The organism is Avibacterium sp. 21-595 (assembly GCF_023611905.1).
Taxonomy (GTDB): Bacteria; Pseudomonadota; Gammaproteobacteria; order Enterobacterales; family Pasteurellaceae; genus Avibacterium.
Genome location: NZ_CP091455.1, coordinates 1,273,395 through 1,297,768 on the forward strand (window position 1 = coordinate 1,273,395; position 24,374 = coordinate 1,297,768).

Genomic DNA, 24,374 nt, shown 5'->3' on the forward strand with positions numbered 1-24,374 from the left:
CTATGATTTCAAACGAACAATTACAAAATATCAAACTCGTGATCACCGATGTGGACGGCGTACTCACAGACGGTTTACTCCACTATGATGCCAACGGTGAAGCCTTTAAAAGTTTCCACGTTCGTGATGGTTTAGGCATTCGTATGTTAATGGAAAATGGCATACAGGTTGCCGTACTTTCTGGGCGAGACTCCCCTATTTTACGCAAACGCATTGCTGATCTTGGTATTAACCTGTTCTTTTTAGGCAAATTAGAAAAAGAAAGCGCCTGTTTTGAATTAATCAAACAAGCTGGCGTAACCCCAGAAGAAACGGCATTTATTGGCGATGATAGCGTAGATCTCCCTGCTTTTGCAGTATGTGGATTATCCTTTGCGGTAGGTGATGCGATGGATTATGTACAAGATTGTGCCGATTACGTGCTACAACGTCACGGTGGTCAAGGCGCATTTCGTGAAATGTCAGATATGATTATGCGTGCGCAAGGAAAAAGTGATGCTTTTGCCACCGCACAAGGCTTTCTCAAAACCGTAGAAAATATGGCACAGTAAAACAATCAAAAAGGAAAAGAGCGGTCAAAACTAATTTGTCTGTGCTTTCTTAAAAGATATTGTTATCCATTTTGAGTGTAAGGAAAATACAACGATAACCATAATTTTCTTAATAAATCTCAAAAACCTTCTCTAATCATTGAGTTTTTATATTATTTCAATAAAAGAAAGTTCTCCGTGCTAATTTTAATAAAATCAACAACCGAAATTAGTTCAACTTCTAAGCTGCTTATTATTTTTCACTACACTTTTTTCTTTTCGTAATTATTAGAAGAGTTAGAGTTCATTAATAATACGATATACCCAGTTTTCTAGTGGATCTTTATATTTCAGCATTTCTGCCCGCATTTCTTCTAACATTTCCTTTTTCACTTGCTGATATTTGGGATCAGAAAATAAATTATGTAACTCTTCAGGGTCATTACGAACATCGTACAATTCTCCTACATCACTTGCATTAAAGACCAGTTTGTAATCTTTCCTACGCCACATTCTTTGTTCAAAATAAACAAAATGCCCCGCTAGTTGAGCGAGTAGCCCTTTGCGATCATTGGATTTACTTTTTCGTAAAATGGGCAATAGGCTTTCTCCTTGAAAAGTTTCTGGAATGGGTTGTCCTGCAATATCAAAAACGGTGGAAGTCAAATCGTGCAAATAAACTAAATTATCATCTACTTCGTTGATACGTTGGGATTGTGGATCTTTAATAATCAGAGGAATATTATAGGTAGTATCAAACATAAACTCCCCTTTTTCGATCATTCTATGTGCGCCCATTGCATCGCCGTGATCTGCGGTGGCGACAATAAAACAATCCTGATAAAGATTGTGTTTTTCAAGGAAGTCAAATAAGTCACCAATGGCATCATCAATTAATGTGATATATCCCCAAAATTTGGTTATTACCTCTTTCCAGCGTTCTTCACTGGCTTCCCACATTCCCCACATTTTAGAAATCGTACGATAATGTCCCGGTTTTCCTTCTAAAGGCTTGAAGAAGCTCTGATCTAACACGACGTCTTTTGGATCATACATTGAATAATAAGGCTCCGGTACAATGCAAGGAGTATGTGGTCCCCAAAAATTAATCCAAGTAAAAAAAGGTTTGTGTTGTATTAGCGATTCTTGGATAAAACTTTTCGCTTCATCAATAATAAAATAAGGTAATGTCTGTTCTTTTGTGCCAGAAAGCAAACCACACAGCTCTTGAACGCGTAGATGAGGATTGTCACCAAAATAAGCTAAACTTACTTCAGGTGTTGGGAAACCTTTTTCTGCAAGCCATTCAGGATAACGATTTGGTTGAGTTGGTGCCTGATCGAAGACTAAATTTTTATAAACGCGACTTCCTGGGTAACCATACCCGTCAAAATTATGCCCTTTAATATCGTAATCTTTTGGCACAGATCGCGTGCCAACGTGCCATTTTCCAGCTACATAGCAATTGTATCCTGCCAATTTACCGATATGAGGCTGTTCAGGAGGCACTTCCCCTATTCCGCCTTTTTCTCCATTACGAATAATGCCGTGTGTGGACGGCATTTGCCCTGTAAATAATGACGTACGTGCAGGTCCACATACTGAAGCTGGCGTGAAAGCGTTGTTAAAACGCACGCCTTCTCGCGCTAGACGATCTAAATTCGGCGTTTTGACAATCTGATGCCCATACGCACCGAGCATATCTTTTCTAACTTGATCTAAAAGAATATAAATTACATTTTTCATTGATTACACCTTTTTCTTATTTCGACCAATTACCACAAATAAAATCACTTGAAGAATAACGTAAGCTGCAAGTACCCAAAGTGGTTTCCCATTTTCTGAAGCAAGCCCAATAGGTGAAAGCAGTGCATAAAGTGAAACCAAACCTAAAGCAAGGGAGGCTACTGTAATATTAATATATTCCCAATTACTTAAATCGACATTGCTTTGGTTAGAGAGATTATCAGCATAAGGCGTTTTTCTGCGTAAGAATAACCCTAAGACGAGCATTAATATGACATCAAAAACAAATAGTGCTGCCATAACATATACAAAATTTACTTTTACATTAAACACCCAAACAATGAGGAAATACAAAATAATATGCACCAATAAAGCAATACGTGCGGCTAATCCTGATACGGTTTTATTAAATAGCCCGACAGCAAATAAAGCAACAATAGGAATATTGACAAAACCGGCAAAACGTTTAGTAAGCAAGAAAATCCCCTCTGTACCAAACATTAATAAAGGACCAATAATGATCGTGATAATTGCCATTATTGCTGAAACCTTTTTCGCATAAACAATTAATTCGGTTTCACTGAAGGTTCTTTGCGTTAGTGAAGGTAATAAATCCTTACAATAAATGGTTGCTGCTGAATTTAAGAAGGAATTGAATGTACTTAAAATTGCACCAAATAATGCCGCAATAAAGAACCCTTGTAATACGGTTGGTAATACTCGATTGACTAATTCTGGATAGGACAAATCGATTGGATTTATTCCTTCCCCCAAAATATGAAAACTCAATAAACCCGGTAAATTTAAAATGGTAGGGAGTAAAAGCAAGAAGAGAGCTGCAATCAAAATCCCTTTCTGACCTGATTTTAAATCTTTTGCCCCTAATGCACGTTGCACAATCGCTTGGTTCGTCGTCCAATAAAAAAAGTTTACAATTAAAATGCCTGTAAACATAGCTGGCCAAGGTACCGCATCCGTTGCACTACCGATTGCATTAAATTTTTCAATATGGGTTGTCCCAACAATGCGTAGCCCTTCAATGAAACTCCCATTTCCCAAATAAATTAGCGCAAAAATAGGGACTAATATAGCACCAATAACTAAGATAATCGCATTCGCCGTATCTGATACAGCCACCGCTTTTAAACCACCAAAAATGGCATAAATTGCGCCAATAAAACCAATTGCCATCACGGTATAAACAATAGATTCAGCGTAACTCATTCCAAATACGCTTTCTAAGTTAAAAATTTTATTAAACGCAATTGCTCCAGTATAAAGTGCGGTCGGAATTACGATAAATAAATAAAAAATTAAAAATAATCCAGACATAATCAAGCGAGTTTGGCGATCAAAACGACTTTCAAAAAACTCTGGAATGGTGGTATAGCCATTGCGAATATATTTTGGTAATAAATACAGTGCTAAGAAACAAAGTGGAATAACTGATTGAACCGTCCAAGCTATAATGGAAAAATTACCTTTATAGGAATTCGCATTGACACCGATAATTTGCTCTGTAGATAATGATGTTAATACCATAGAGCAACCAATAACTAAACCATTTAATCCCCGTCCAGCAAGGAAATATCCTTTCGCTGTTGATAAATCATCATTTTTGGTTTTTTGCCAAGCTACCCACGCAACTGCCCCTGTTACAAATAGAAAACTAAAAATCGTCAGCCACATAATAACTTCTCCTCCGTCAATTAACCGTAGATTTAGTTTACTTGGTGGGTAAGAAAGTCAATTATGATGATAGTCATAATTTCACTGTGATGAAGATCACAACTTGGCAAAATAGTTTGATAATAAAAAAGCCTTTCTAATGAAAGGCTTTAAAGAGATAAGAAATTTATTTTTTCTTTTTCGCTTTTGGATTTGGTAAATCTGTAATTGAACCTTCAAATACTTCGGCGGCTAAGCCCACAGATTCATGTAAAGTTGGGTGTGCGTGGATAGTTAATGCAAGATCTTCTGCATCACAACCCATTTCAATAGCTAAACCAATTTCACCTAGCAACTCACCACCGTTTGTACCGACAATAGCGCCACCGATAATACGGTGAGTATCTTTATCAAAGATCAATTTAGTTAAACCATCTGCGCAATCAGAGGCGATTGCACGACCTGATGCTGCCCAAGGGAATTTTGCAACTTCGTAGTTAATACCTTCAGCTTTACATTCTTTTTCTGTTTTACCTACCCAAGCTACTTCTGGCTCAGTATAGGCAATAGAAGGAATGACTTTCGGATCAAAATAGTGTTTTTGTCCAGCAATCACTTCTGCAGCGACATGACCTTCATGTACCCCTTTGTGAGCAAGCATTGGTTGCCCAACGATATCGCCAATCGCAAAGATATGTGGCACATTGGTACGCATTTGCTTATCCGTATGGATAAAGCCACGATCATCCACTTCTACACCAGCAACATTGGCATCGATCAACTTACCATTTGGTGTACGACCGATTGCAACTAACACGGCGTCATAACGGCGAGTTTCATTCGCTGCTTTGCCTTCCATTGAAACATAAATACCATCTTCTTTTGCTTCAACCGCAGTCACTTTGGTTTCAAGTAATAAGTTGAATTTCTTCTCAATACGTTTTGTGTAGATTTGAACAATATCTTTATCGGCAGCCGGGATCACTTGATCAAACATTTCTACTACGTCAATATTAGAACCAAGTGCGTGATATACTGTACCCATTTCAAGACCGATAATACCACCGCCCATAATCAATAGATTTTGTGGTACTTCTTTTAATTTTAGTGCATCTGTTGAATCCCAAATACGTGGATCTTCGTGTGGGATAAATGGTAATTGGATTGGGCGTGAACCCGCTGCGATAATCGCATTATCAAAATGAATGGTTGTTTCACCTTCTTCACCCGCAACAATAATCGTATTAGGGCCTGAGAATTTACCATAACCATTTACGACTTGTACTTTACGCATTTTAGCCATTCCAGCTAAGCCGCCTGTAAGTTGATTGATGACTTTTTCTTTCCAACCACGGATTTTGTCAATATCAGTTTGTGGTTCACCAAATACGATACCGTGTTCAGCTAAAGATTTTGCTTCTTCAATCACTTTTGCAACGTGTAATAAGGCTTTAGATGGGATACAACCAACGTTTAAACACACTCCACCAAGGGTTGAATAACGTTCAACAATAACGGTATCTAAGCCTAAATCCGCACAGCGGAATGCTGCTGAATAACCAGCTGGGCCTGCACCAAGTACAACAACTTGTGTTTTAATCTCTTTATTCATTTTTTACCTCGTTAAATTCTTGCGATTTTTACACCGCACTTTAACTAAACAGCGTTTCCCATTAATGAGAAACGCTCAGGAAATTACATTACTAAACGGCGAAGATCGCTTAATACACCATTAATGAAGGTGATAAATCTTGCGCCATCTGCACCATCAATCACACGGTGATCGTAAGAAAGTGATAATGGTAACATTAAGCGTGGTGTGAATTCTTTACCGTTCCACACCGGTGTCATTTCAGATTTAGACACACCTAAAATCGCCACTTCTGGTGCATTTACAATTGGCGTAAATTGTGTACCACCAATACCACCTAAGCTTGAAATGGTGAAACAACCACCTTGCATATCCGAAGCCGTCAATTTACCTGCACGTGCTTTTTTCGAGATTTCCGCTAATTCACGTGAAAGTTCGATAATGCCTTTTTTGTTCACATCTTTAAATACTGGTACAACCAAACCATTTGGTGTATCGACTGCGACGCCAATATTAACGTATTTTTTCAAGATCAAGCTTTGTGCATCTTCGGATAACGAGCTATTGAAGCGTGGATAAGCTTCTAAGGCTTTCGCTACCGCTTTCATAATAAATACAAGTGGGGTGATTTTTACATCAAGTTTTTGTTTTTCCGCAAGCACATTTTGCTCTTTACGGAATTGCTCTAAATCCGTGATATCCGCTTTATCCCATTGTGTAACGTGCGGAATCATTACCCAGTTACGGTGTAAGTTTGCCCCAGAGATTTTTTGGATACGACCTAATTCCACTTGTTCTACTTCACCAAATTTGCTGAAGTCCACTTTCGGCCAAGGGAGTAAGCCTAAACCCGCACCATTTGCTGCACCTGTTGATGTTGCAGAGACAGAACCGCTTTCTACGGCTTTCACTGCCGCTTTCACATAAGCTTGAACGTCTTCTTTTAGGATACGACCTTTACGGCCTGTTCCTTTCACTTTATCTAGGTTTACGCCAAATTCGCGCGCTAAACGGCGAACAACTGGTGTTGCGTGAGCAAAACTTGCACTCGCTGTAACTTCTGCTTGGTTAGCCGGTTGCGCAGATTGCGCTGCTGGTGCTGGGCTAGCTGCTTGAGTTTGTACGGGGGCTTGTGTAGCTGGTTGTGTCACTGGCGCAGCAGCTAGTGCTGAACCTGCAACTTCAAAACGCATAATCAATGAACCCGTTGAAACTTTATCACCTGATTTCACTAAAATTTCTTTCACTACACCAGCAAATGGGGCAGGCACTTCCATTGAGGCTTTATCGCCTTCAACCGTGATTAATGATTGCTCTTCAGAAATACTATCACCCACGGCAACCATAATTTCAGTCACGTTTACTTCATCACCACCAATATCTGGAACGTGAACGTCTTGCACGCCACCAGAGACTGCTGCAGGAGCAGTTGTCTCCTCAACCGCTGGTTGCGTCGCTGGCGCTGCGGCAGTAGTTTCAAATTTCATCACTAATGAACCCGTTGAAACTTTATCGCCTACTTTAATAAGAATCTCTTTTACCACACCAGCTACAGGCGCAGGCACTTCCATAGAGGCTTTATCACCTTCTACGTTTAAAATAGATTGTTCTTCTGAAACAGAATCGCCTACGCTCACTAAAATTTCAGTCACGTTTACTTCATCGCCACCAATATCTGGAACGTGAATTTCAATCACAGAACCACCCGCACTTTGTGGAGCAGCAGGCGCAGCTTTTTCTTCCACGGCAGGTGCTGGTGCAGCAGCTGCACCTTCTAAAATAAACATCGGTGTACCTGTTGAAACTTTATCACCAACTTTTACTAATACTTCTTTAATGACACCCGCTTCAGGTGAAGGCACTTCCATAGAGGCTTTATCACCTTCAACATTAATTACTGATTGATCAACTTCAACCGTATCACCCGCTTTTACCATTACTTCGGTAACGGTTACTTCATCGCCACCAATATCTGGAATTTGAATTTCTTTAGCCATTTTCTTTTTTCCTCAAAACTCCCCTCACCAAAGCAAGGGGAGCGATGTTAATTATGCGTAAAGTGGATTAATTTTATCTGCATCAATGCCATATTTTGCAATAGCATCTGCCACAACTTTCTTATCAATTGTACCTTGTTTTGCAAGCTCAGTTAATGCGGCGATCACAACATAATGTGCATTCACTTCAAAATGTTCACGTAAGTTTTCACGGCTGTCTGAACGACCAAAACCGTCTGTACCTAATACACGATAACTTTGTGCTGGCACATAAGCACGTACTTGTTCTGCATAAAGCTTGATGTAATCTGTCGCTGCTACAGCCGGCGCATCATTCATTACTTGTGCAATGTATGGTGTTTTGGCTTCTGCTTCAGGATGTAATAAGTTCCAACGCTCTACATTTGCGCCATCTCGTGCAACTTCGGTAAATGAAGTTACGCTATACACATCAGAAGTAACACCAAAGTCATCTGCAAGCAATTTCGCTGCTTCACGAACGTGGCGTAAAATCGCACCTGAACCTAATAATTGAACTTTGCCTTTACCTTGTCCTGTTACCGTTTCAAATTTATAAATACCTTTACGAATACCCTCTTCTGCACCTTTTGGCATTGCAGGTTGCTCATAGGTTTCATTTAAGGTTGTGATGTAGTAGTACACATCTTCTTGCTCTGGACCATACATACGGCGAACACCGTCTTGAATAATCACAGGTACTTCAAACGCAAAAGCAGGATCATAAGAAATACAGTTTGGAATAACTGAAGATTGAATATGGCTATGACCATCTTCGTGCTGTAAGCCTTCACCATTTAGCGTTGTACGACCTGAGGTACCACCGATCATAAAGCCACGCGCACGTTGGTCGCCAGCTAACCACATTAAATCACCAACACGTTGGAAACCAAACATTGAGTAATACACAAAGAATGGAATCATTGGCACGTTGTTTGTGCTATAAGAAGTTGCTGCCGCAATCCAAGATGCGGTTGCACCTTGTTCATTAATCCCTTCTTGTAACACTTGACCATCAATGGCTTCACGATAGTAAGAAACTTGTTCGCGATCTTGTGGCGTATAGTTTTGTCCGTGTGGGTTATAAATACCAATTTGACGGAATAACCCTTCCATACCAAAAGTACGCGCTTCGTCTGCAATAATTGGCACAATGTGTTTACCCACAGATTTATTTTTCAACAATACGTTTAATGAACGAACAAACGCCATTGTGGTTGAAATTGGACGAGATTGGGCTTCAAATAATTGTGCAAACTCCTCTAACGCTGGCACTTCAAGCTCATAGGTAAAGCGTGGCGCACGCGTTGGTAAATAACCATTTAATGCTTGACGGCGCTCGTGAAGATATTTGTATTCTTCTGAACCTTCTTCAAACTTGATATATGGTAATTTTTCAATCTCTTCATCGGATACCGCAATATTGAAACGATCGCGAACGTGTTTAACGCCCGACATATCCATTTTCTTAACTTGGTGAGCAATGTTTTTACCTTCCGCTGCATCACCCATACCATAACCTTTAATGGTTTTCACTAATAACACAACAGGTTTATCTTTAACTTGTTTTGCTTTATTGAATGCGGCAAAGACTTTTAATGGATCGTGACCACCACGGTTCAATGCCCAGATTTCATCATCGGTCATTTCAGCCACTAATGCTTCAGTTTCAGGGTAACGTCCAAAGAAGTGTTTACGAACATAAGCACCATCTTTTGCTTTGAAGGTTTGATAATCGCCATCAACCACTTCCATCATTAATTGCAATAATTTACCTGAAGTATCACGTTGTAATAAACGATCCCAACGGCGACCCCAAACAACTTTAATTACTTCCCAGCCACAACCGTTAAATTGCGCTTCTAATTCTTGAATGATTTTGCCATTACCTGTTACAGGGCCGTCTAAGCGTTGTAAGTTACAGTTGATAACAAAAACAAGGTTATCTAATTTTTCACGAGCGGCAAAAGCAAGCCCACCACGAGATTCTACTTCGTCCATTTCGCCATCACCTAAGAATGCGTAAACGGTTTGATCTGCGGTATCTTTCAAGCCACGATTATGTAAATATTTTAAGAAACGTGCTTGATAAATGGCATTCAATGGACCAAGCCCCATTGATACCGTTGGGAATTGCCAGAATTCAGGCATTAATTTAGGGTGCGGGTAAGAAGAAAGCCCTTTTCCGTGCACTTCTTGACGGAAATTATCTAGTTGTTCTTCAGTTAAACGTCCTTCAACAAAAGCACGCGCATAAATCCCCGGAGAAATATGACCTTGGAAGAAAACTAAGTCGCCACCATTTTTTTCGGTACGCGCTTTAAAGAAATGGTTGAAACAAACTTCATAGATTGTCGCAGAAGATTGGAAAGATGACATATGACCGCCAAGCTCTAGATCTTTTTTAGAGGCTCTTAAGACCATCATAATTGCATTCCAACGAATTGCACTACGGATACGGCGTTCAAGATCTAAATTACCCGGGTAGTTTGGCTCTTCCTCAACAGGAATAGTATTAATATAATCAGTGGTAACACCCGTTGGTAAAGAGACTGAATTTGCACGAGCGTGCTGCATTAATTGCTCAATAATAAACTGTGCTCTTTCAACACCTTCTTCACGAATTACTGAGTCGATCGCCAATAACCAATCATTGGTTTCGATCGGATCTACGTCATTTCTTAACATTTCTGACATAGTCTTTTCCTTATTTATTAAGTTGAAGTTAAGTTCAATTTCTATCTGAAACTGAACAACGAATAGATAACTAATACTTATATCTGGGCTATTTTACAACTATTAAAACCCGTTTACAAATATTTAACAAAGATTATAAAAAATATAAGATTTGTTGAAATGAGAAAATATTGCTAAGTCTATAGAAAGACAAAAAATTTATGAAAAAATTCCACCGCACTTTACATAATGGGCAAAGCGCGTAAATGGCTAATCATCTTTTTCTTAACTATTTTACAGATAAACTTGACTGGTGTTTAACCACATTTCTGCATAATAAAAAGCCCATTCACTTAATGGAATGGGCTTGATTATATGAGGTCTTTTATTTTTTCACAACGAGAACAACAGAATCACCCGCAACAACTTCACCTGTTTTTTTCTCAATATGGCTAACTTCATCCATATTAGAAATGACTACTGGGGTAAGTACAGATTTAGCTTTGGCTTCAAGTAATTCTAAATCTAATTCAATAATGGTATCACCACGTTTTACTGTTTGACCTTCTTCGGCAATACGTCTAAACCCTTCCCCTTTTAATTCAACGGTATCAATACCAAAGTGTACGAATAATTCAACACCATCGGTAGATTCCATTGAGAAAGCGTGGTTAGTTTCAAAGATTTTGCCTACAACGCCATCAACAGGGGCAACAAGTTTATTACCGGTTGGGCGAATTGCAATTCCGTCACCCACAATTTTTTCTGAAAAAACCACATCAGGCACATCTTCAATATTCACAATATCACCTGAAAGCGGTGCATAAATCTCTACTTCAACGGTTTTATTGCTTTTTGAACCAAATAATTTATCAAAAAAACCCATTTTTAGTCTCCTACTAAGTGAATGTTTGGGCTATTCTAGCCCAAAACTTGAATAATTGGTATCTAGTTTAATGCTTTTTCTGCTAAAAAATCAGCCACCAATTTTTCAATATCTGCTGCAGTTGGTTGCGCTAAGGCTTTCTCTGCCAAGACTTTAGCATCTTGATAATTTACATTACGGATTAATTTTTTGATTCTTGGCACAGAAATGGCACTCATACTAAACTCGTCTAAACCCATACCGAGTAATAATAAAGTGGCTCTCTCATCACCTGCTAGCTCACCACACATTCCCGTCCATTTACCTTCTGCGTGAGAGGCATCAATCACTTGCTTAATTAAGCTCAATACAGATGGTGTCATTGGGTTATATAAATGAGAAATTAATTCGTTACCACGATCCACCGCAAGGGTATATTGAGTTAAATCGTTCGTACCAATACTGAAGAAATCCACTTCTTTCGCTAAGAATTTTGCATTCACTGCCGCAGATGGGGTTTCCACCATCACGCCAATTTGAATGTTCTCGTCAAAAGCCTTGCCTTCATTGCGTAGCTGCGCTTTTAATACTTCAATTTCTGCTTTTAATGTACGAATTTCTTCCACAGAAATAATCATTGGGAACATGACAGCTAATTTACCGAAAGCTGATGCTCTTAATACGGCTCTTAATTGCGCGTGTAAAATTTCTTTACGATCTAGGGCAATACGAATAGCACGCCAGCCTAAGAATGGATTCATTTCTTTTGGTAGATTTAAGTAAGGTAACTCTTTATCACCACCAATATCCATTGTTCTTAATACCACTAAACGGCCATTCATCGCTTCAACAACTTCTTTATAAGCGATAAATTGTTCTTCTTCCGTTGGCAGCTGATCGCGATCCATAAATAAGAATTCTGTACGATATAGGCCTACGCCTTCCGCACCATTACGATCTGCCCCTTCCACATCGCGAATTGTACCAATATTTGCTACCACATCAACGCGATGACCGTCTAAAGTGAGCGCAGGCAAATCTTTTAATTTCGCTAATTCTGCTTTTTCTTCGGCTAATTGTGCTTCTAAGGCTTTTAAGCGATCAATTTCTTCCTGACTTGGGTTTACATAAACACAATTATTCACCGCATCAAGAATTAAGAAATCACCGGTATTAACTTGTTGAGTAACCGTGTTTGTCCCCACAATCGCTGGCAATTCTAATGAACGTGCCATAATTGAAGTATGAGAAGTTCTGCCACCAATATCAGTAATAAAACCAAGCACTTTATCAAGGTTAAGCTGTGCCGTTTCTGATGGCGTTAAGTCATAAGCAACAAGAATAGCTTCTTCGTTGATCTCACCAAGATCAACAATGTGCATACCTAAAATATTCTTGATTAAGCGATTACCAATATCACGAATATCCCCTGCACGCTCTTTTAAATATTCGTCATCAATTTCTGACAACATTGCCACTTGCTGATCAATAATCGTGCTTGCAGCAACACCAGCATTTACTTTATTAGAACGTAAATAATCAATGATTTCTTCTTCTAATTCCTCATCTTCCAAAATCATTAAATGGCCTTCAAAGATTGCCGCTTTCTCTTCACCTAATGAAGCATAAGCACGATCTTTAATTGCGGTTAATTGCTCAATGGCTGCATTACGTCCTTCATAAAAACGTGCAACCTCAGCGTCAACTTGATCATCTTGAATTTTTTGCGTATCAAGTACGATTTTTTCTTCTTTTAAAACAAGCGCTTTACCGAAAACAATACCGGGTGATGCTGGAATACCTGAAATCATAGTGACCTTCCGAACTAATAATTAAATCTGGCTATAAATAGAACAATAGCCACAAACAGACTTTCCCTTGAAAGTGAAATTTGTGGCTAATGGTATGATTACTCTAATGTAGGAATTAAAGCGACTAAATGATCTACTGCTTTTTGCTCATCTTCGCCTTCAGCAGAAATGGTGATCACAGTTCCTTGTGTTAAACCTAAAGTTTGTAATTTAAAAAGGCTTTTTGCACTTGCACTTCTGCCACCAGAAGTTACAGTAATGTCAGAAGCAAAGGCTTTCGCTTCTTTTACAAACTGAGCCGCAGGGCGAGTATGTAAACCATTTGGAGCAATAATTTCAACATCTTTTGAGTACATAGTAAAATCCTCTTAGTAAATTGTTTAAGTATAAATATTATCCTAACATCAAACAGTAACCATAAAGCTTACCATTCAATCGTTGTATTTATTTCATCTTTAAAAATAAATCTGAAACTAGTATTCAACTTAACACAACAATAATCAACCCTAATCAACGCAAAATTTGAAGTACATCACAAAAAAATGCTTGAAACGGCGTTTTTTTATGCGTTTATTAACCTTTATTTAACCATTGTCCTGTGTGAAGAAGTGTCTATGCCCTTTTGTTTCGGATAAACTTTCAATTAAATTATGATAGTTTTTAAATCTTACGGGATCGATTTTTCCTTGCTCAACCGCTTCACGCAACGCACACCCCGGATCATTCAAATGTTTACAATCCCTAAATTTACAAGTGCCTAGCACATACTGAAATTCACGGTATCCTTTCGTAATTTGATCTGCGTCCAAATGCCATAAACCGAACTCACGAATCCCTGGTGAATCAATCAGATCCCCCCCTTGCGGTAAATGATAAAGACGAGAAGAGGTGGTGGTGTGGCGGCCTAATCCTGTTCCCTCGCTCACCGCACCAACTTGCGCATTCACATCAGGTAAAATGCTGTTGATTAGACTGGATTTGCCTACCCCTGATTGTCCCACAAAAATAGACGTGCCTTGCGATAAAAGTGCGGTAAGATTTTGCATATTTTCGCCTGTTTTGGCAGAAATCATCAGCGTTTGATAGCCTATTTTTTCATAAACCTTAAGCTGTTTTTCCACTGCTTCACGCTGGTTTTCCGATAATAAATCAGCTTTATTAATCACGATCACCGCAGGGATTTTCGCATTTTCACACACTACTAAATAGCGATCGACAATATTCCAAGACAACTCAGGCACCACCGCGGACACAATAATGATGCGATCAATATTTGCCGCGATCACTTTTAGGCCATCGTAATAATCAGGGCGTGTGATTTCATTTTTACGCGGGTGAATGGCTTCAATCACACCGCTCACGCCTTGTAACTGCTCGCTGCCTTGACGCCACAGCACTTTGTCGCCAACCACTAAATTTGCCAAAGTGCGACGTAAATTACAGCGGAAAATTTCACCTTGCTCATTTTCCACATCGGCATGCAAAGAATAACGAGTTACCACCGTGCCTTCTTGCGTTGGGCCAAGCATTTCATCTTGCCACTGAATATCATCACTTCTGGATTTGTGACGTTGTAATGTTTTTGCATTGTTAGAACGAATTCTACGCTGCTGATTGTAAGTTAATTTTTGTTTGCTCAAAGATAAATCCTTAAAGTGCGGTTGGTTTTCGGTTAAAATATTCTGAACTCATCAAAATAAAACTCACATAGGATACCCTAATGCAATTAGATAAACAAAACCTTATTTGGATTGACTTAGAAATGACGGGCTTAGATCCCGAAAAAGAACGCATCATTGAAATTGCCACCATTGTAACTGACAAAGATCTCAATATTCTTGCAGAAGGCCCTGTGCTTGCCGTTCATCAACCAGATAGTTTACTGGCCAAAATGAGCGCTTGGTGTCAGAAAACCCATAGCGAAAATGGTTTAATTGAACGCGTAAAGCAAAGCAAACTCACCGAACGTGCCGCGGAATTACAAACTTTAGATTTCCTAAAAAAATGGGTGCCTAAAGGTGCATCGCCCATTTGTGGCAACAGCGTTGCGCAAGATAAACGCTTTTTATTCAAATATATGCCTGAACTCGCCGACTATTTTCATTATCGCCACCTTGATGTCAGCACCTTGAAAGAACTCGGATCGCGTTGGAATCCTGAAATGTTAAAAGGTTTTAGTAAGAAAAATACCCACCTTGCTTTAGATGATATTCGTGAATCTATTGCGGAACTGGCTTATTATCGTGAGCATTTTATCAAAATGCCTTAGCCTATTTATTGCTAAGAAATGGGAAAAATCTCGCTTTCTGATCAATAACTAAACAAGCAATCAACTTTTTTATAATTTTACTTGCGGGCGTAAAAATTTTTCGTATAATACGCCCCGTTCCTTACGGAATATGCGGGAATAGCTCAGTTGGTAGAGCACGACCTTGCCAAGGTCGGGGTCGCGAGTTCGAGCCTCGTTTCCCGCTCCAATTTTCTTATCTCTTGCGGGAATAGCTCAGTTGGTAGAGCACAACCTTGCCAAGGTTGGGGTCGCGAGTTCGAGCCTCGTTTCCCGCTCCAAATTTTCTTCCTATTATAGTTTAGCAAAATTAACAGTAGTATTTTTTATTCTATCCTTTCTAATCTGCTCTAATAATTTAACTAACAAAAAACGATAGCCCGAAATCGAACTATCGTCTTTTTATATCAAAATAACCTTTATATTAAAAGCTATTTCCCATTCTCAACCCATTTTCCCTCAATATAATCAACACGCCATTTTGTGGCTTTACCATCTTTTTCTGACGTAACATATTGACGTTTTTCTTTTCGGCTAAAACGTACAATCGCTTCATTACCTTCAGGATCTTTCTGTGGTGCATCGGCCAAATATTGTAACTTCTCAGGTAAACGATCGCGATATTGTGCTAATTCAGCCACTTTTGCTGCACGAGTTTCACGTGATTTTGGAAAATTATGCGCAGACATAAACACGCCACTTGCCCCATCACGCAAAACAAAATAAGCATCTGAATTTTCACATTTTAACTCTGGGAAATGTACAGGCTCTTCTTTAGGTGGCGCAACTTCACCATTTTTTAAGATTTTACGCGTGTTATCACATTGGGTACAGGCCATATATTTACCAAAGCGCCCTAATTTTAAGTGCATATCCGCACCGCACTTATCGCATTCAACAATCGGACCATCATAGCCTTTAATTTTAAACTCACCTTGCTCCACGACGTAGCCATCACAATTTGGATTATTCCCACAGACATAAAGTTTACGTTGCGGATCAATAATATAGCTATCCATTGCCGTGCCACATTTCGGGCAACGTTTGCGTTCCATCAGTGCTTTCGTTTCGGAAGCTTCGTCCAGAACGTTTAATAATTCGGCTTCAGGAATTAAATTTATCGTGGTTTTACACCGCTCTTTTACTGGTAAGGCATAGCCTGAACAGCCTAAAAATACTCCCGTACTGGCAGTGCGAATTGCCATTGGGCGACCACAAGTTGGGCATTTAATATCGGTTAGCACAAGACTATTTGGCTTCATTCCGCCTTCTAGTTCATCTAATTCGGCTTGACTAAGTTGTGCGGAAAAATCTTTAAAGAATTGATTTAATTCTGTTTTCCAATTTTTTTCTCCGCTAGCAATTTGATCCAGCACATCTTCCATATTCGCGGTAAAATCATAGTTCATTAAATCAGCAAAAGATTGATTAAGCCGATCTGTCACAATTTCGCCCATTTTTTCTGCATAAAAACGACGGTTTTCTACACGTACGTAGCCACGTTCTTGAATGGTTGAAATAATTGCTGCATAGGTAGAAGGACGACCAATACCACGCTTCTCTAGCTCCTTGACTAATGCTGCTTCGCTAAAACGTGCTGGTGGCTTGGTGAAATGTTGCTGTGGAATCACCTCGTTTAAATTTAGCTGATCGTTCACCGCAACATTGGGTAACACTTGATCTTCGGCGCTTTTACTCATTGCTGGTAACACCTTTGTCCAACCATCAAAACGCAAAATACGCCCTTTTGCTTTCAAGCTATAATCCCCGGCGGTTACCGTGAGCGTTGAGCTATCATATTGCGCTGCTGGCATTTGACAAGCAACAAATTGGCGCCAAATAAGGTCATATAAACGCACCGCATCTTTTTCCATTCCTTGTACATCTGCTGCTAATATACGGACATCAGAAGGACGAATGGCTTCGTGTGCCTCTTGGGCATTTTCCTTGCTAGAATAAAAATTTGGCTTGGCCGGTAAATAGGTCTCACCATAATGGGAGCCAATATAATCACGCACCATATTTAACGCATCTTTACTCAAATTTGTGCTATCGGTACGCATATAAGTGATATAACCCGCCTCGTATAAACGTTGCGCTAGCATCATCGTTTTTTTCACACCAAAATTTAGGCGAGTGCTTGCTGTTTGTTGCAAGGTTGAAGTGATAAAGGGCGCTTTCGGTTTGGAGCTGGTTGGTTTGGTTTCTAAATCAGAAACGATATAGTCAGATTTTTGTAAAAAATCCACCGCACTTTGTGCTTGTTGGGCATTCTTCGGCTCAAATTTTTTACCTTTAAAACTGGTTACATCAAGGCGTAAGCCAATTTTCTGTGCGGTTTCCGTTTGCACCGCAACTTCCCAATATTCTTCAGGTTGAAATGCCTTGATTTCTCGTTCACGCTCAACTAACAGCTTTACTGCCACGGACTGCACTCGCCCAGCAGATAAGCCACGGGCGACTTTTTTCCATAACAGTGGCGATACCATAAAGCCCACCACGCGGTCAAGAAAACGACGTGTTTGTTGTGCATTAACACGATCAATATTTAAATGTTCTGGATGCTCAAAGGCTTGCTTAATAGCATTTTTCGTGATTTCATTAAATACCACTCGACTAAAACGCTTATCATCACCACCAATCACTTCACGCAAATGCCACGCGATCGCTTCTCCCTCTCTATCCAAATCGGTAGCAAGGTAAATATGATCCGCTTTTTTAGCGAGAGATTTCAGTTCTGCAACCACTTTTTCTTTGCCCGGTAAAATCTGATAGTTTGCTTTCCAACCGTGATAAGGATCAATCCCCATTCGTTTTACTAAGGCATTACGTTCTTTTTCTTGCTTAATGGCTTGTTTTTCTTCTGTGCTTAATCCTTTGGTGGAAATCGGTTTGGCTTTCTCTCCCGTACTTCCCGCGGTTGGTAAATCACGAATATGTCCCACACTGGATTTTACAATATAATCTTTTCCTAAATACTTATTAATGGTTTTCGCTTTGGCTGGCGACTCCACTATCACTAAAGATTTACTCATCTTTTTCTTTACCTAATTTCTGCTAACTTGTGTAAAATTGCCCGATATATTGCGGACTATCTTATGTAAGGTCAATCATTTTTTTAAAAAAGGAAGCATAAATGGATAAACTGAATGCAATTTCTGTCTTTTGTAAAGTGGTAGAAACGCAAAGTTTTACCCAAACAGCAATTCAACAAAATATCTCTGTTGCGATGGCAAGTAAGCTGGTTTCCCAACTGGAAGAACAGCTTAAAACGCGCCTGTTACAACGTACGACAAGAAAGATCGTTCCCACTGAAGCTGGGTTACTTTATTATCAACGTTGTTTGCCAATTCTGGAAGAGTTACAAGATGCGGAAGCAAGTATCAGTAATCTCGCGACTACGTTGCAAGGTAAGTTGCATATTTCTGTGCCACGTGATTTTGGCTTGCGTTTTATTGCCCCCAATTTGGGGTTATTTCTGCACGCCCACCCTAATCTTGAAGTTGATATTGAATTTAACGATCGTTTAGTGGATTTAATTACCGAAGGATTTGATCTCGCCTTACGCATTGGCAATTTGCAAGATAGCTCATTGGTGGCAAAAAAAATTGCTCGCTCAACAATGCATATCGTAGGTTCGCCAGATTATTTCGCAAAAAACGGCGTGCCACAGACCCCGGAAGAATTATATCAGCACAAAATAATGCTGTATAAATCCAACAATAATCAAATATTTTGGGAATTTATTAATGGAACAAGAATTGACCGTTTACGCATTCAGTCTGATGTAATGTGTAACAGTGGCTTGGCATTGGCTGAATTAGCGAAATCAGGACTAGGCATTGTGAATTTACCGCGTTTTCTAATTGAAAATGAATTAACTTCGGGAGAATTAGTCGAAGTCCTTGCAGATTACCCACAGCATCAGATTGATTTAAACATTGTCTATCCTCACCGCCGTCATCTTGCGGCTAAAGTAAAAGCGTTTATTGATTTTTTAAGCCGACTTGGTTTATGCCAAGAAGATATTGCAAAATAGAACGCTCTCTCGGTAATAACGAAATAAAAAGTGCGGTATTATTTTTAAAAATTTTCCCCTTCTATTTACATAAAAGGGGAAACACATTTTTAATGCAACGTTCCGCAATTAATACAGTATAAATACTGCCCTTTTGGATCGTTAAATTGACTCAATTGGTTAAGTTGTTGTTTTACTTCACCCAATGGTTTTGCTAAGCCAAGGGAACTGAATAATTGTTGTTGTACGCCTTTGCCAAAGCCTTTCATCAATGTATCGAATAGAGAATCATTACGTTCGATTAACCATTCTACACTAAATTCTTTGGCAGGTTGCTCGCCTTGTTTTGCCTGAGCTAATTCTGTTGCCTTCGCTACTGCACGATCAAAATCGCCCAGTTCGTCCACCAATTTATTCTGCAATGCCTCCGATCCTAACCACACTTGACCTTGTGCAATTTTATCCACCTCAGGTTTAGCCAACTGGCGACCTTGGCTCACAAGAGAAAGGAATTTATCGTAGCCGTGTTCAATTTCAAGTTGATAAATATCACCTTTTACTTTTGAAATACCACGAAAAGAAGACTGCTGGCTTAAAGGCGAGGTTGCCACGCCATCGGCATTCACGCCAATTTCTGCTACCGCTTTCTCGAAAGTAGGAACAATTGAAAAAATACCGATTGATCCCGTAATGGTATCCGCATCAGCAAAAATATAATCAGCAGTACTCGCAATCCAATAACCGCCTGAAGCAGCCATAGCCCCCATTGATACCACCACTGGCTTCCCAGCTTGTTGTAAATGGACAATTTCCTGACGAATAATTTCCGAAGCAAAGGCACTTCCACCGGGGCTATTAATACGCAAAATCACCGCTTTAATTTTTTCATCTTCATAAGCCTGACGTAACAACGTCGCGATAGTATCACCGCCAACGCCATTTTCATCAGTTTCACCATCAATAATAGCCCCTTCAACATTAACTACTGCAATACGATTTTCACCCTCGCCGTCTATGCGATCAGGTAATGCAGTCAAATAGCGATCAAATGGCAATAGCTTTGCTTCCCCCTCTGCATTTTTACCAAAAAGTGCGGTGAGTTTTTTCGCTAACGTAAAACGATCAGCGAGTTGCGTAACGAATTTTTGCTGTTGAGCATACGCGGTGAGATCACCATTTAACGCTTTCAAATGGGCAAAATATTGCTCTGCTTCAGGTAATATGTCAGCGACAGGAATTTGACGATTGTCCGCAATCAGCGTTTTATAATCTGTCCACATCGCACTTAACCAACGCTGCATATTGGCTTTTGCTTCTGGCGACATATCATTACGCAAAAATGGTTCAACGGCAGATTTATAAGTCCCGACACGAAAAATATATGGCGTAATTTTTAACTTATCAAGTAAATCTTTGTAATACAGATTGTCCACTGCCAAGCCTTGAATTTCCACCGCACCAATTGGGTTGAGATAGATTTCATCCGCATAACTTGCTAGCACATATTGTTTTTGTGAATAACTATCTGCATAAGCAATCACAGGCTTACCACTTTGTTTAAATTCATTAATCGCATTGCCCACATATTTAATCGCGGGTAAATCTGCTCCTTCAAAGCGGTTTAGATCTAACACCAAGCCTTTAATGCGTGGATCATTGATCGCAGATCGAATGCTATATACCAAATCAAATGTTGAAATTTGACGTGGTACATATTGGGAATCCACTTCTTTCAGCAAATCTTGCAAAGAGTGAATTTCTTCTCGGTTATCCGCTAAATACCCCTCTAAATTAAGTAATAATGCCCCTTCATCTGCACCAAGTGGGGCTTGTGTTTCTTTATTTGCATTTGTCAGCAAACCTACCATTGCAAAAACAAAGAGTACAAAAACAAGGAAGACTAAATTCATCACAACATTACGAATAAAATTTAATCCTCGCCATAGCATTGAGCCTAATTTCATCAGCGACTTCATAAATTTCCTTATTATTTAACGTTATTTAAGAAAGCGTATCATAAACAGATTAACCAGCAAATGCGACTAATTCTTTATAGCACCGCTATTTTTATCAGCGCTAGTTTATTTTCTCGATCAGGATCGTAAAACTTGCCAAAAAAATCACCGCACTTAACATAATTTTGCTATGGTTGTTCTCAATATAAGGAGATGGTAATGCTGAATTTATTTAAACGCCCAATTGAAATAGAAACCTTGGAAGCTTGGGCTAAAATGTCAGAGGATATGGCCAAAGTTGCGATACTTGCTGTGCCTATGATAATATTCGGGCAAAATGGAACGCTATTTAAGATTATAAGTAGTTTCACATTAGTATTTATTGCTTATGCTACACTTGCGGTAGGAAAACAGCTTCGCAAACTTAAACCTAAACTATCAAAGGAGGATTAAATGGAACTGACGATTGGATTGCTTGTTCTATTAGGCATAGTTTTAGCTTTTGGTGCCGGCATTAATCACGCTGCAAAACAAGCGGAAAAAGAAGATAAAAAAAACTGATTCTATCAGCCCCTAATACTAAGGGGCTTTTTTACTACACGAATATAATACAAAAATTTATGCGATAATCCATCGTATATTGCATAACAAGAATAATCATAAAAGGACTGATTATGGATGCTTTAACCCTACTCACTTCACGCCGTTCTAATAAAAAACTCTTTGCACCGGCACCAAGCAAAGCGCAACTTGAACAGATTTTCCAAGCGGCATTACACGTCCCCGATCACGGAAAGTTACAGCCTTATCGCTTTGTGGTGATCGAAAAAGAAGGATTAACTCAATTAGGCGATTTACTAAAAAATGCGGTACAAGAATTTAATTTAGGTGAAGAGCGGTTGAAAAAAGCAGAAAATTTACCAAATCGTGCGCCAATGATCATTGCAGTGATCGCCAAAATTCAAAAAGATATTGCTAAAGTACCCGTTTGGGAACAAATGCTGACCGCTGGCTGTGCAACTTATGCAATGCAACTAGCGGCTAATGCACAAGGCTTTGACAATGTTTGGGTAACCGGCCCTTGGGTTGATGGTTCAGACTTGCGCCAAGCCTTTCATTGTGAAAATTCAGACAAAATTGTTGCATTCATTATGCTTGGCACTGCTGAAGAAAAAATCAACCGAGAATCCAAACAGATCAATTTGGAACAATTCGTCAGCTATTTATAGCATATGAAAAAGTAACAAAAAATCACCGCACTTAGAAAATGCGGTGATATTACTTATTTCCTAAACACTCTCACATTCCCAAACCCATTTTCTTTCAAATAAAGCGCTTGGAGTTTACTCATTACGCCGCGTTCGCAGTAAAGGACGTAATTTTTATGTTGATCCAGTTCTGGAAATAGGGAAGAAAGTTTATAGAATGGGATTAAACGCACTTCTTGCCCTTCGAGTTCTAATGGGTTTTCATCTGTTTCTTCAGGGCTACGGATATCAATGACAATATCGTCTTCGCCTAATACAGAAATCGTATCCACTTCAACCACGTCTTTTTCCGTTTGTTCTGCAATTTGACGAATATCTAAATATTGTGCATTTTGCACCGCACTTTCTAACACGCTGAAATCAAAATGATTTTCTTCGCTAAGAATTTTTTCACGCACCGCTTTAACCGTTGGATTTTTTGAAATTACGCCACAAAATTCAGGCATTGATTTAGCAATATCTTCTGTGCCGATGTCTTTTGCCATTGCAATAATTTGTTCCTTATCGTGGGTGATAAGTGGACGTAATACTAGAGCCTCTGCGGCTTCATCAATCAAGCGTAAATTGGTCAGTGTTTGGCTGGAAACTTGGCCAAGCGCCTCCCCAGTAACAATGGCTTGAATCCCGAAACGCTCTGCCACTTTACTTGCGGCACGTACCATCATTCGTTTTAACACCACACCCATTTGCCCGTTATCAATCTTTTCTAAAATTTCTGCTACCACAGGTTCAAAATTGATTGCAACAAAACGCACTTTGTGCGAGCCACTAAAGCGATGCCAAATGTGATAGGCCATTTGTTTCACACCAATTTCGTGTGCCGCGCCGCCAAGATTAAAGAAGCAATAATGAACGCGTGAGCCGCGGCGAATCAGCATATAGCTCGATACCCCTGAGTCAAAACCGCCAGAGATAAGTGAAAGCACATCTTCTTGTGTACCAATAGGATAACCACCTAGCCCCGTATGGCGTGCTTTCACCAACATCATTTTGTCGTCTTCAATATCAATGCGAACAGTCACATCAGGGTTGCTGAGTTTCACCTTTGCACTGGCAATGTGTTGATTTAATCCGCCACCAACATAACGCTCCACATCAAGGGAAGAAAAATCGTGCTTTCCTTTACGTTTTACACGTACACAAAAGGTTTTATTTTCAAGTAGATGTGCAACATCTTGCAAAGTTTGTTGGAAAATATCTTGCACGTTGTTAAATGGTTTTTCTTCCACTTCAAGAAAATGGTGAATGCCCGGAATTCGCCCTAATAATTCAATTAATAATGCGCGATTTTCTGCATTTTTTGACCGCACTTCGATATAATCCCAGTGTTTCACCACGGCGACAGTATCATCATATTTATTCAAAATATTGCGAATATTCCCTGTAAGAATTTTAATAAAGCGTTTACGCACACTTTCACTTTTAATCATAATTTCAGGGAAAAGTTTAATAATAAATTTCATTAGAATACTTCTATTTCAAGCAAAAATTGGGCGATATTGTACAACATCTTTTGCAAATCCCCAATTTTTCTCGCTGTTTTCTCGGCAATGCAAGATAAACAAAAGTGCGGTGCTTTTTCTGTGATTTTTTGTGCAACAATCTCGCTATATGCTTTAACAAGTCCATAAAAATACAGTACAATGTGGCATTTATTCAGGTTGGATTTAGGAAAAACAAATGGCACGCAAACCAACAAAAGATGAACATAGCTTAGATTTTGAAGCCACCTTAACTCAATTAGAGAGCATCGTTGCGCGTTTAGAAAGTGGTGAATTACCCTTAGAACAGGCTTTACAGGATTTTGAAAACGGCATTAAGCTGGCGCAATTAGGTCAAGCGCGCTTACAACAGGCAGAACAACGCATTCAAATTTTGCTTTCAAAAAGCGATAAAGCAGAATTGAGCGACTATCAACATAACGAATAAGCAACCCAATAAATA

The 24,374-nt window shown here is 39.4% G+C and carries 18 protein-coding genes and 2 tRNA genes; 8 read left to right on the forward strand and 12 right to left on the reverse strand.

Annotation, left to right across the window (positions count from 1 at the left end; translation table 11 throughout):
- Positions 1-2: 2 nt before the first annotated feature.
- Positions 3-551 (forward strand): KdsC family phosphatase, encoded by a 549-nt coding sequence (locus L4F92_RS05945; RefSeq protein ID WP_250363034.1) that lies wholly within the window; start codon positions 3-5, stop codon positions 549-551.
- Positions 552-827: 276 nt separating this feature from the next.
- Here the strand turns inward: L4F92_RS05945 and L4F92_RS05950 are convergent, their stop codons facing one another.
- From L4F92_RS05950 to rsgA, 9 genes are all read right to left on the reverse strand, one after another.
- Positions 828-2,276: a sulfatase-like hydrolase/transferase gene (locus tag L4F92_RS05950; protein WP_250363035.1), complete on the reverse strand. Its 1,449-nt coding sequence runs from the start codon at positions 2,274-2,276 to the stop codon at positions 828-830.
- Between the two features lie 3 nt (positions 2,277-2,279).
- Positions 2,280-3,965 (reverse strand): solute:sodium symporter family transporter, encoded by a 1,686-nt coding sequence (locus tag L4F92_RS05955; RefSeq protein ID WP_250363036.1) that lies wholly within the window; start codon positions 3,963-3,965, stop codon positions 2,280-2,282.
- 166 nt (positions 3,966-4,131) lie between these two features.
- Entirely contained in the window at positions 4,132-5,556 is a 1,425-nt protein-coding gene (gene lpdA, locus L4F92_RS05960; RefSeq protein WP_250350226.1) for a dihydrolipoyl dehydrogenase, read from the reverse strand.
- 83 nt (positions 5,557-5,639) lie between these two features.
- Entirely contained in the window at positions 5,640-7,532 is a 1,893-nt protein-coding gene (gene aceF / locus L4F92_RS05965; RefSeq protein WP_250363037.1) for a pyruvate dehydrogenase complex dihydrolipoyllysine-residue acetyltransferase, read from the reverse strand.
- Between the two features lie 51 nt (positions 7,533-7,583).
- A complete protein-coding gene (gene aceE / locus L4F92_RS05970) occupies positions 7,584-10,247 on the reverse strand; it encodes a pyruvate dehydrogenase (acetyl-transferring), homodimeric type (protein ID WP_250363038.1) in 2,664 nt (887 codons plus the stop codon).
- Positions 10,248-10,611: 364 nt separating this feature from the next.
- Positions 10,612-11,112 (reverse strand): PTS glucose transporter subunit IIA, encoded by a 501-nt coding sequence (crr, locus tag L4F92_RS05975; RefSeq protein WP_250350223.1) that lies wholly within the window; start codon positions 11,110-11,112, stop codon positions 10,612-10,614.
- Between the two features lie 62 nt (positions 11,113-11,174).
- Positions 11,175-12,902, reverse strand: coding sequence for a phosphoenolpyruvate-protein phosphotransferase PtsI (ptsI, locus tag L4F92_RS05980; protein WP_250363039.1), 1,728 nt, complete (start codon positions 12,900-12,902; stop codon positions 11,175-11,177).
- A 98-nt stretch (positions 12,903-13,000) separates the two neighbouring features.
- Complete coding sequence (ptsH, locus tag L4F92_RS05985) at positions 13,001-13,258, reverse strand: phosphocarrier protein Hpr (RefSeq protein ID WP_250363040.1); 258 nt, start codon at positions 13,256-13,258, stop codon at positions 13,001-13,003.
- 228 nt (positions 13,259-13,486) lie between these two features.
- A complete protein-coding gene (gene rsgA / locus L4F92_RS05990) occupies positions 13,487-14,542 on the reverse strand; it encodes a small ribosomal subunit biogenesis GTPase RsgA (protein WP_250363041.1) in 1,056 nt (351 codons plus the stop codon).
- Between the two features lie 80 nt (positions 14,543-14,622).
- Here rsgA and orn point away from each other — a divergent pair, with 80 nt between their 5' ends.
- From orn to L4F92_RS06005, 3 genes are all read left to right on the forward strand, one after another.
- Positions 14,623-15,171: an oligoribonuclease gene (gene orn, locus L4F92_RS05995; RefSeq protein WP_250363042.1), complete on the forward strand. Its 549-nt coding sequence runs from the start codon at positions 14,623-14,625 to the stop codon at positions 15,169-15,171.
- A gap of 132 nt (positions 15,172-15,303) precedes the next feature.
- Positions 15,304-15,379: transfer RNA gene (locus L4F92_RS06000), tRNA-Gly, on the forward strand.
- Between the two features lie 15 nt (positions 15,380-15,394).
- Positions 15,395-15,470 (forward strand) — tRNA-Gly (locus L4F92_RS06005).
- A gap of 150 nt (positions 15,471-15,620) precedes the next feature.
- Here L4F92_RS06005 and topA read toward each other — a convergent pair.
- A complete protein-coding gene (topA, locus tag L4F92_RS06010) occupies positions 15,621-18,224 on the reverse strand; it encodes a type I DNA topoisomerase (RefSeq protein ID WP_250363043.1) in 2,604 nt (867 codons plus the stop codon).
- A 101-nt stretch (positions 18,225-18,325) separates the two neighbouring features.
- On the opposite strand from topA, the gene L4F92_RS06015 reads away from it, so the two are divergent.
- Positions 18,326-19,228: a LysR family transcriptional regulator gene (locus tag L4F92_RS06015; protein WP_250363044.1), complete on the forward strand. Its 903-nt coding sequence runs from the start codon at positions 18,326-18,328 to the stop codon at positions 19,226-19,228.
- Between the two features lie 89 nt (positions 19,229-19,317).
- Here L4F92_RS06015 and sppA read toward each other — a convergent pair whose 3' ends face one another.
- Positions 19,318-21,174 (reverse strand): signal peptide peptidase SppA, encoded by a 1,857-nt coding sequence (gene sppA / locus L4F92_RS06020; protein WP_442778854.1) that lies wholly within the window; start codon positions 21,172-21,174, stop codon positions 19,318-19,320.
- A gap of 207 nt (positions 21,175-21,381) precedes the next feature.
- On the opposite strand from sppA, the gene L4F92_RS06025 reads away from it, so the two are divergent.
- Positions 21,382-21,615, forward strand: a complete 234-nt coding sequence (locus L4F92_RS06025; protein ID WP_250363046.1) for a hypothetical protein — start codon at positions 21,382-21,384, stop codon at positions 21,613-21,615.
- A gap of 221 nt (positions 21,616-21,836) precedes the next feature.
- On the forward strand, positions 21,837-22,391 hold the full coding sequence (locus L4F92_RS06030) for an NAD(P)H nitroreductase (protein WP_250363047.1): 555 nt from the start codon (positions 21,837-21,839) through the stop codon (positions 22,389-22,391).
- Positions 22,392-22,444: 53 nt separating this feature from the next.
- Here the strand turns inward: L4F92_RS06030 and thiI are convergent, their stop codons facing one another.
- The gene (gene thiI / locus L4F92_RS06035; protein ID WP_250363048.1) at positions 22,445-23,893 is read right to left on the reverse strand and encodes a tRNA uracil 4-sulfurtransferase ThiI; all 1,449 of its coding nucleotides are present in this window, start codon (positions 23,891-23,893) and stop codon (positions 22,445-22,447) included.
- A 217-nt stretch (positions 23,894-24,110) separates the two neighbouring features.
- Here thiI and xseB point away from each other — a divergent pair, with 217 nt between their 5' ends.
- On the forward strand, positions 24,111-24,359 hold the full coding sequence (gene xseB / locus L4F92_RS06040; protein WP_250350213.1) for an exodeoxyribonuclease VII small subunit: 249 nt from the start codon (positions 24,111-24,113) through the stop codon (positions 24,357-24,359).
- The last annotated feature ends 15 nt before the right edge of the window (positions 24,360-24,374 follow it).

Coding starts and splice junctions, on each gene's coding strand:
- L4F92_RS05945 (WP_250363034.1), top strand. CDS start 3: ATGATTTCAAACGAACAATTACAAAATATCAAACTCGTGATCACCGAT.
- L4F92_RS05950 (WP_250363035.1), bottom strand. CDS start 2,276: ATGAAAAATGTAATTTATATTCTTTTAGATCAAGTTAGAAAAGATATG.
- L4F92_RS05955 (WP_250363036.1), bottom strand. CDS start 3,965: ATGTGGCTGACGATTTTTAGTTTTCTATTTGTAACAGGGGCAGTTGCG.
- lpdA (WP_250350226.1), bottom strand. CDS start 5,556: ATGAATAAAGAGATTAAAACACAAGTTGTTGTACTTGGTGCAGGCCCA.
- aceF (WP_250363037.1), bottom strand. CDS start 7,532: ATGGCTAAAGAAATTCAAATTCCAGATATTGGTGGCGATGAAGTAACC.
- aceE (WP_250363038.1), bottom strand. CDS start 10,247: ATGTCAGAAATGTTAAGAAATGACGTAGATCCGATCGAAACCAATGAT.
- crr (WP_250350223.1), bottom strand. CDS start 11,112: ATGGGTTTTTTTGATAAATTATTTGGTTCAAAAAGCAATAAAACCGTT.
- ptsI (WP_250363039.1), bottom strand. CDS start 12,902: ATGATTTCAGGTATTCCAGCATCACCCGGTATTGTTTTCGGTAAAGCG.
- ptsH (WP_250363040.1), bottom strand. CDS start 13,258: ATGTACTCAAAAGATGTTGAAATTATTGCTCCAAATGGTTTACATACT.
- orn (WP_250363042.1), top strand. CDS start 14,623: ATGCAATTAGATAAACAAAACCTTATTTGGATTGACTTAGAAATGACG.
- topA (WP_250363043.1), bottom strand. CDS start 18,224: ATGAGTAAATCTTTAGTGATAGTGGAGTCGCCAGCCAAAGCGAAAACC.
- L4F92_RS06015 (WP_250363044.1), top strand. CDS start 18,326: ATGGATAAACTGAATGCAATTTCTGTCTTTTGTAAAGTGGTAGAAACG.
- L4F92_RS06025 (WP_250363046.1), top strand. CDS start 21,382: ATGCTGAATTTATTTAAACGCCCAATTGAAATAGAAACCTTGGAAGCT.
- L4F92_RS06030 (WP_250363047.1), top strand. CDS start 21,837: ATGGATGCTTTAACCCTACTCACTTCACGCCGTTCTAATAAAAAACTC.
- thiI (WP_250363048.1), bottom strand. CDS start 23,893: ATGAAATTTATTATTAAACTTTTCCCTGAAATTATGATTAAAAGTGAA.
- xseB (WP_250350213.1), top strand. CDS start 24,111: ATGGCACGCAAACCAACAAAAGATGAACATAGCTTAGATTTTGAAGCC.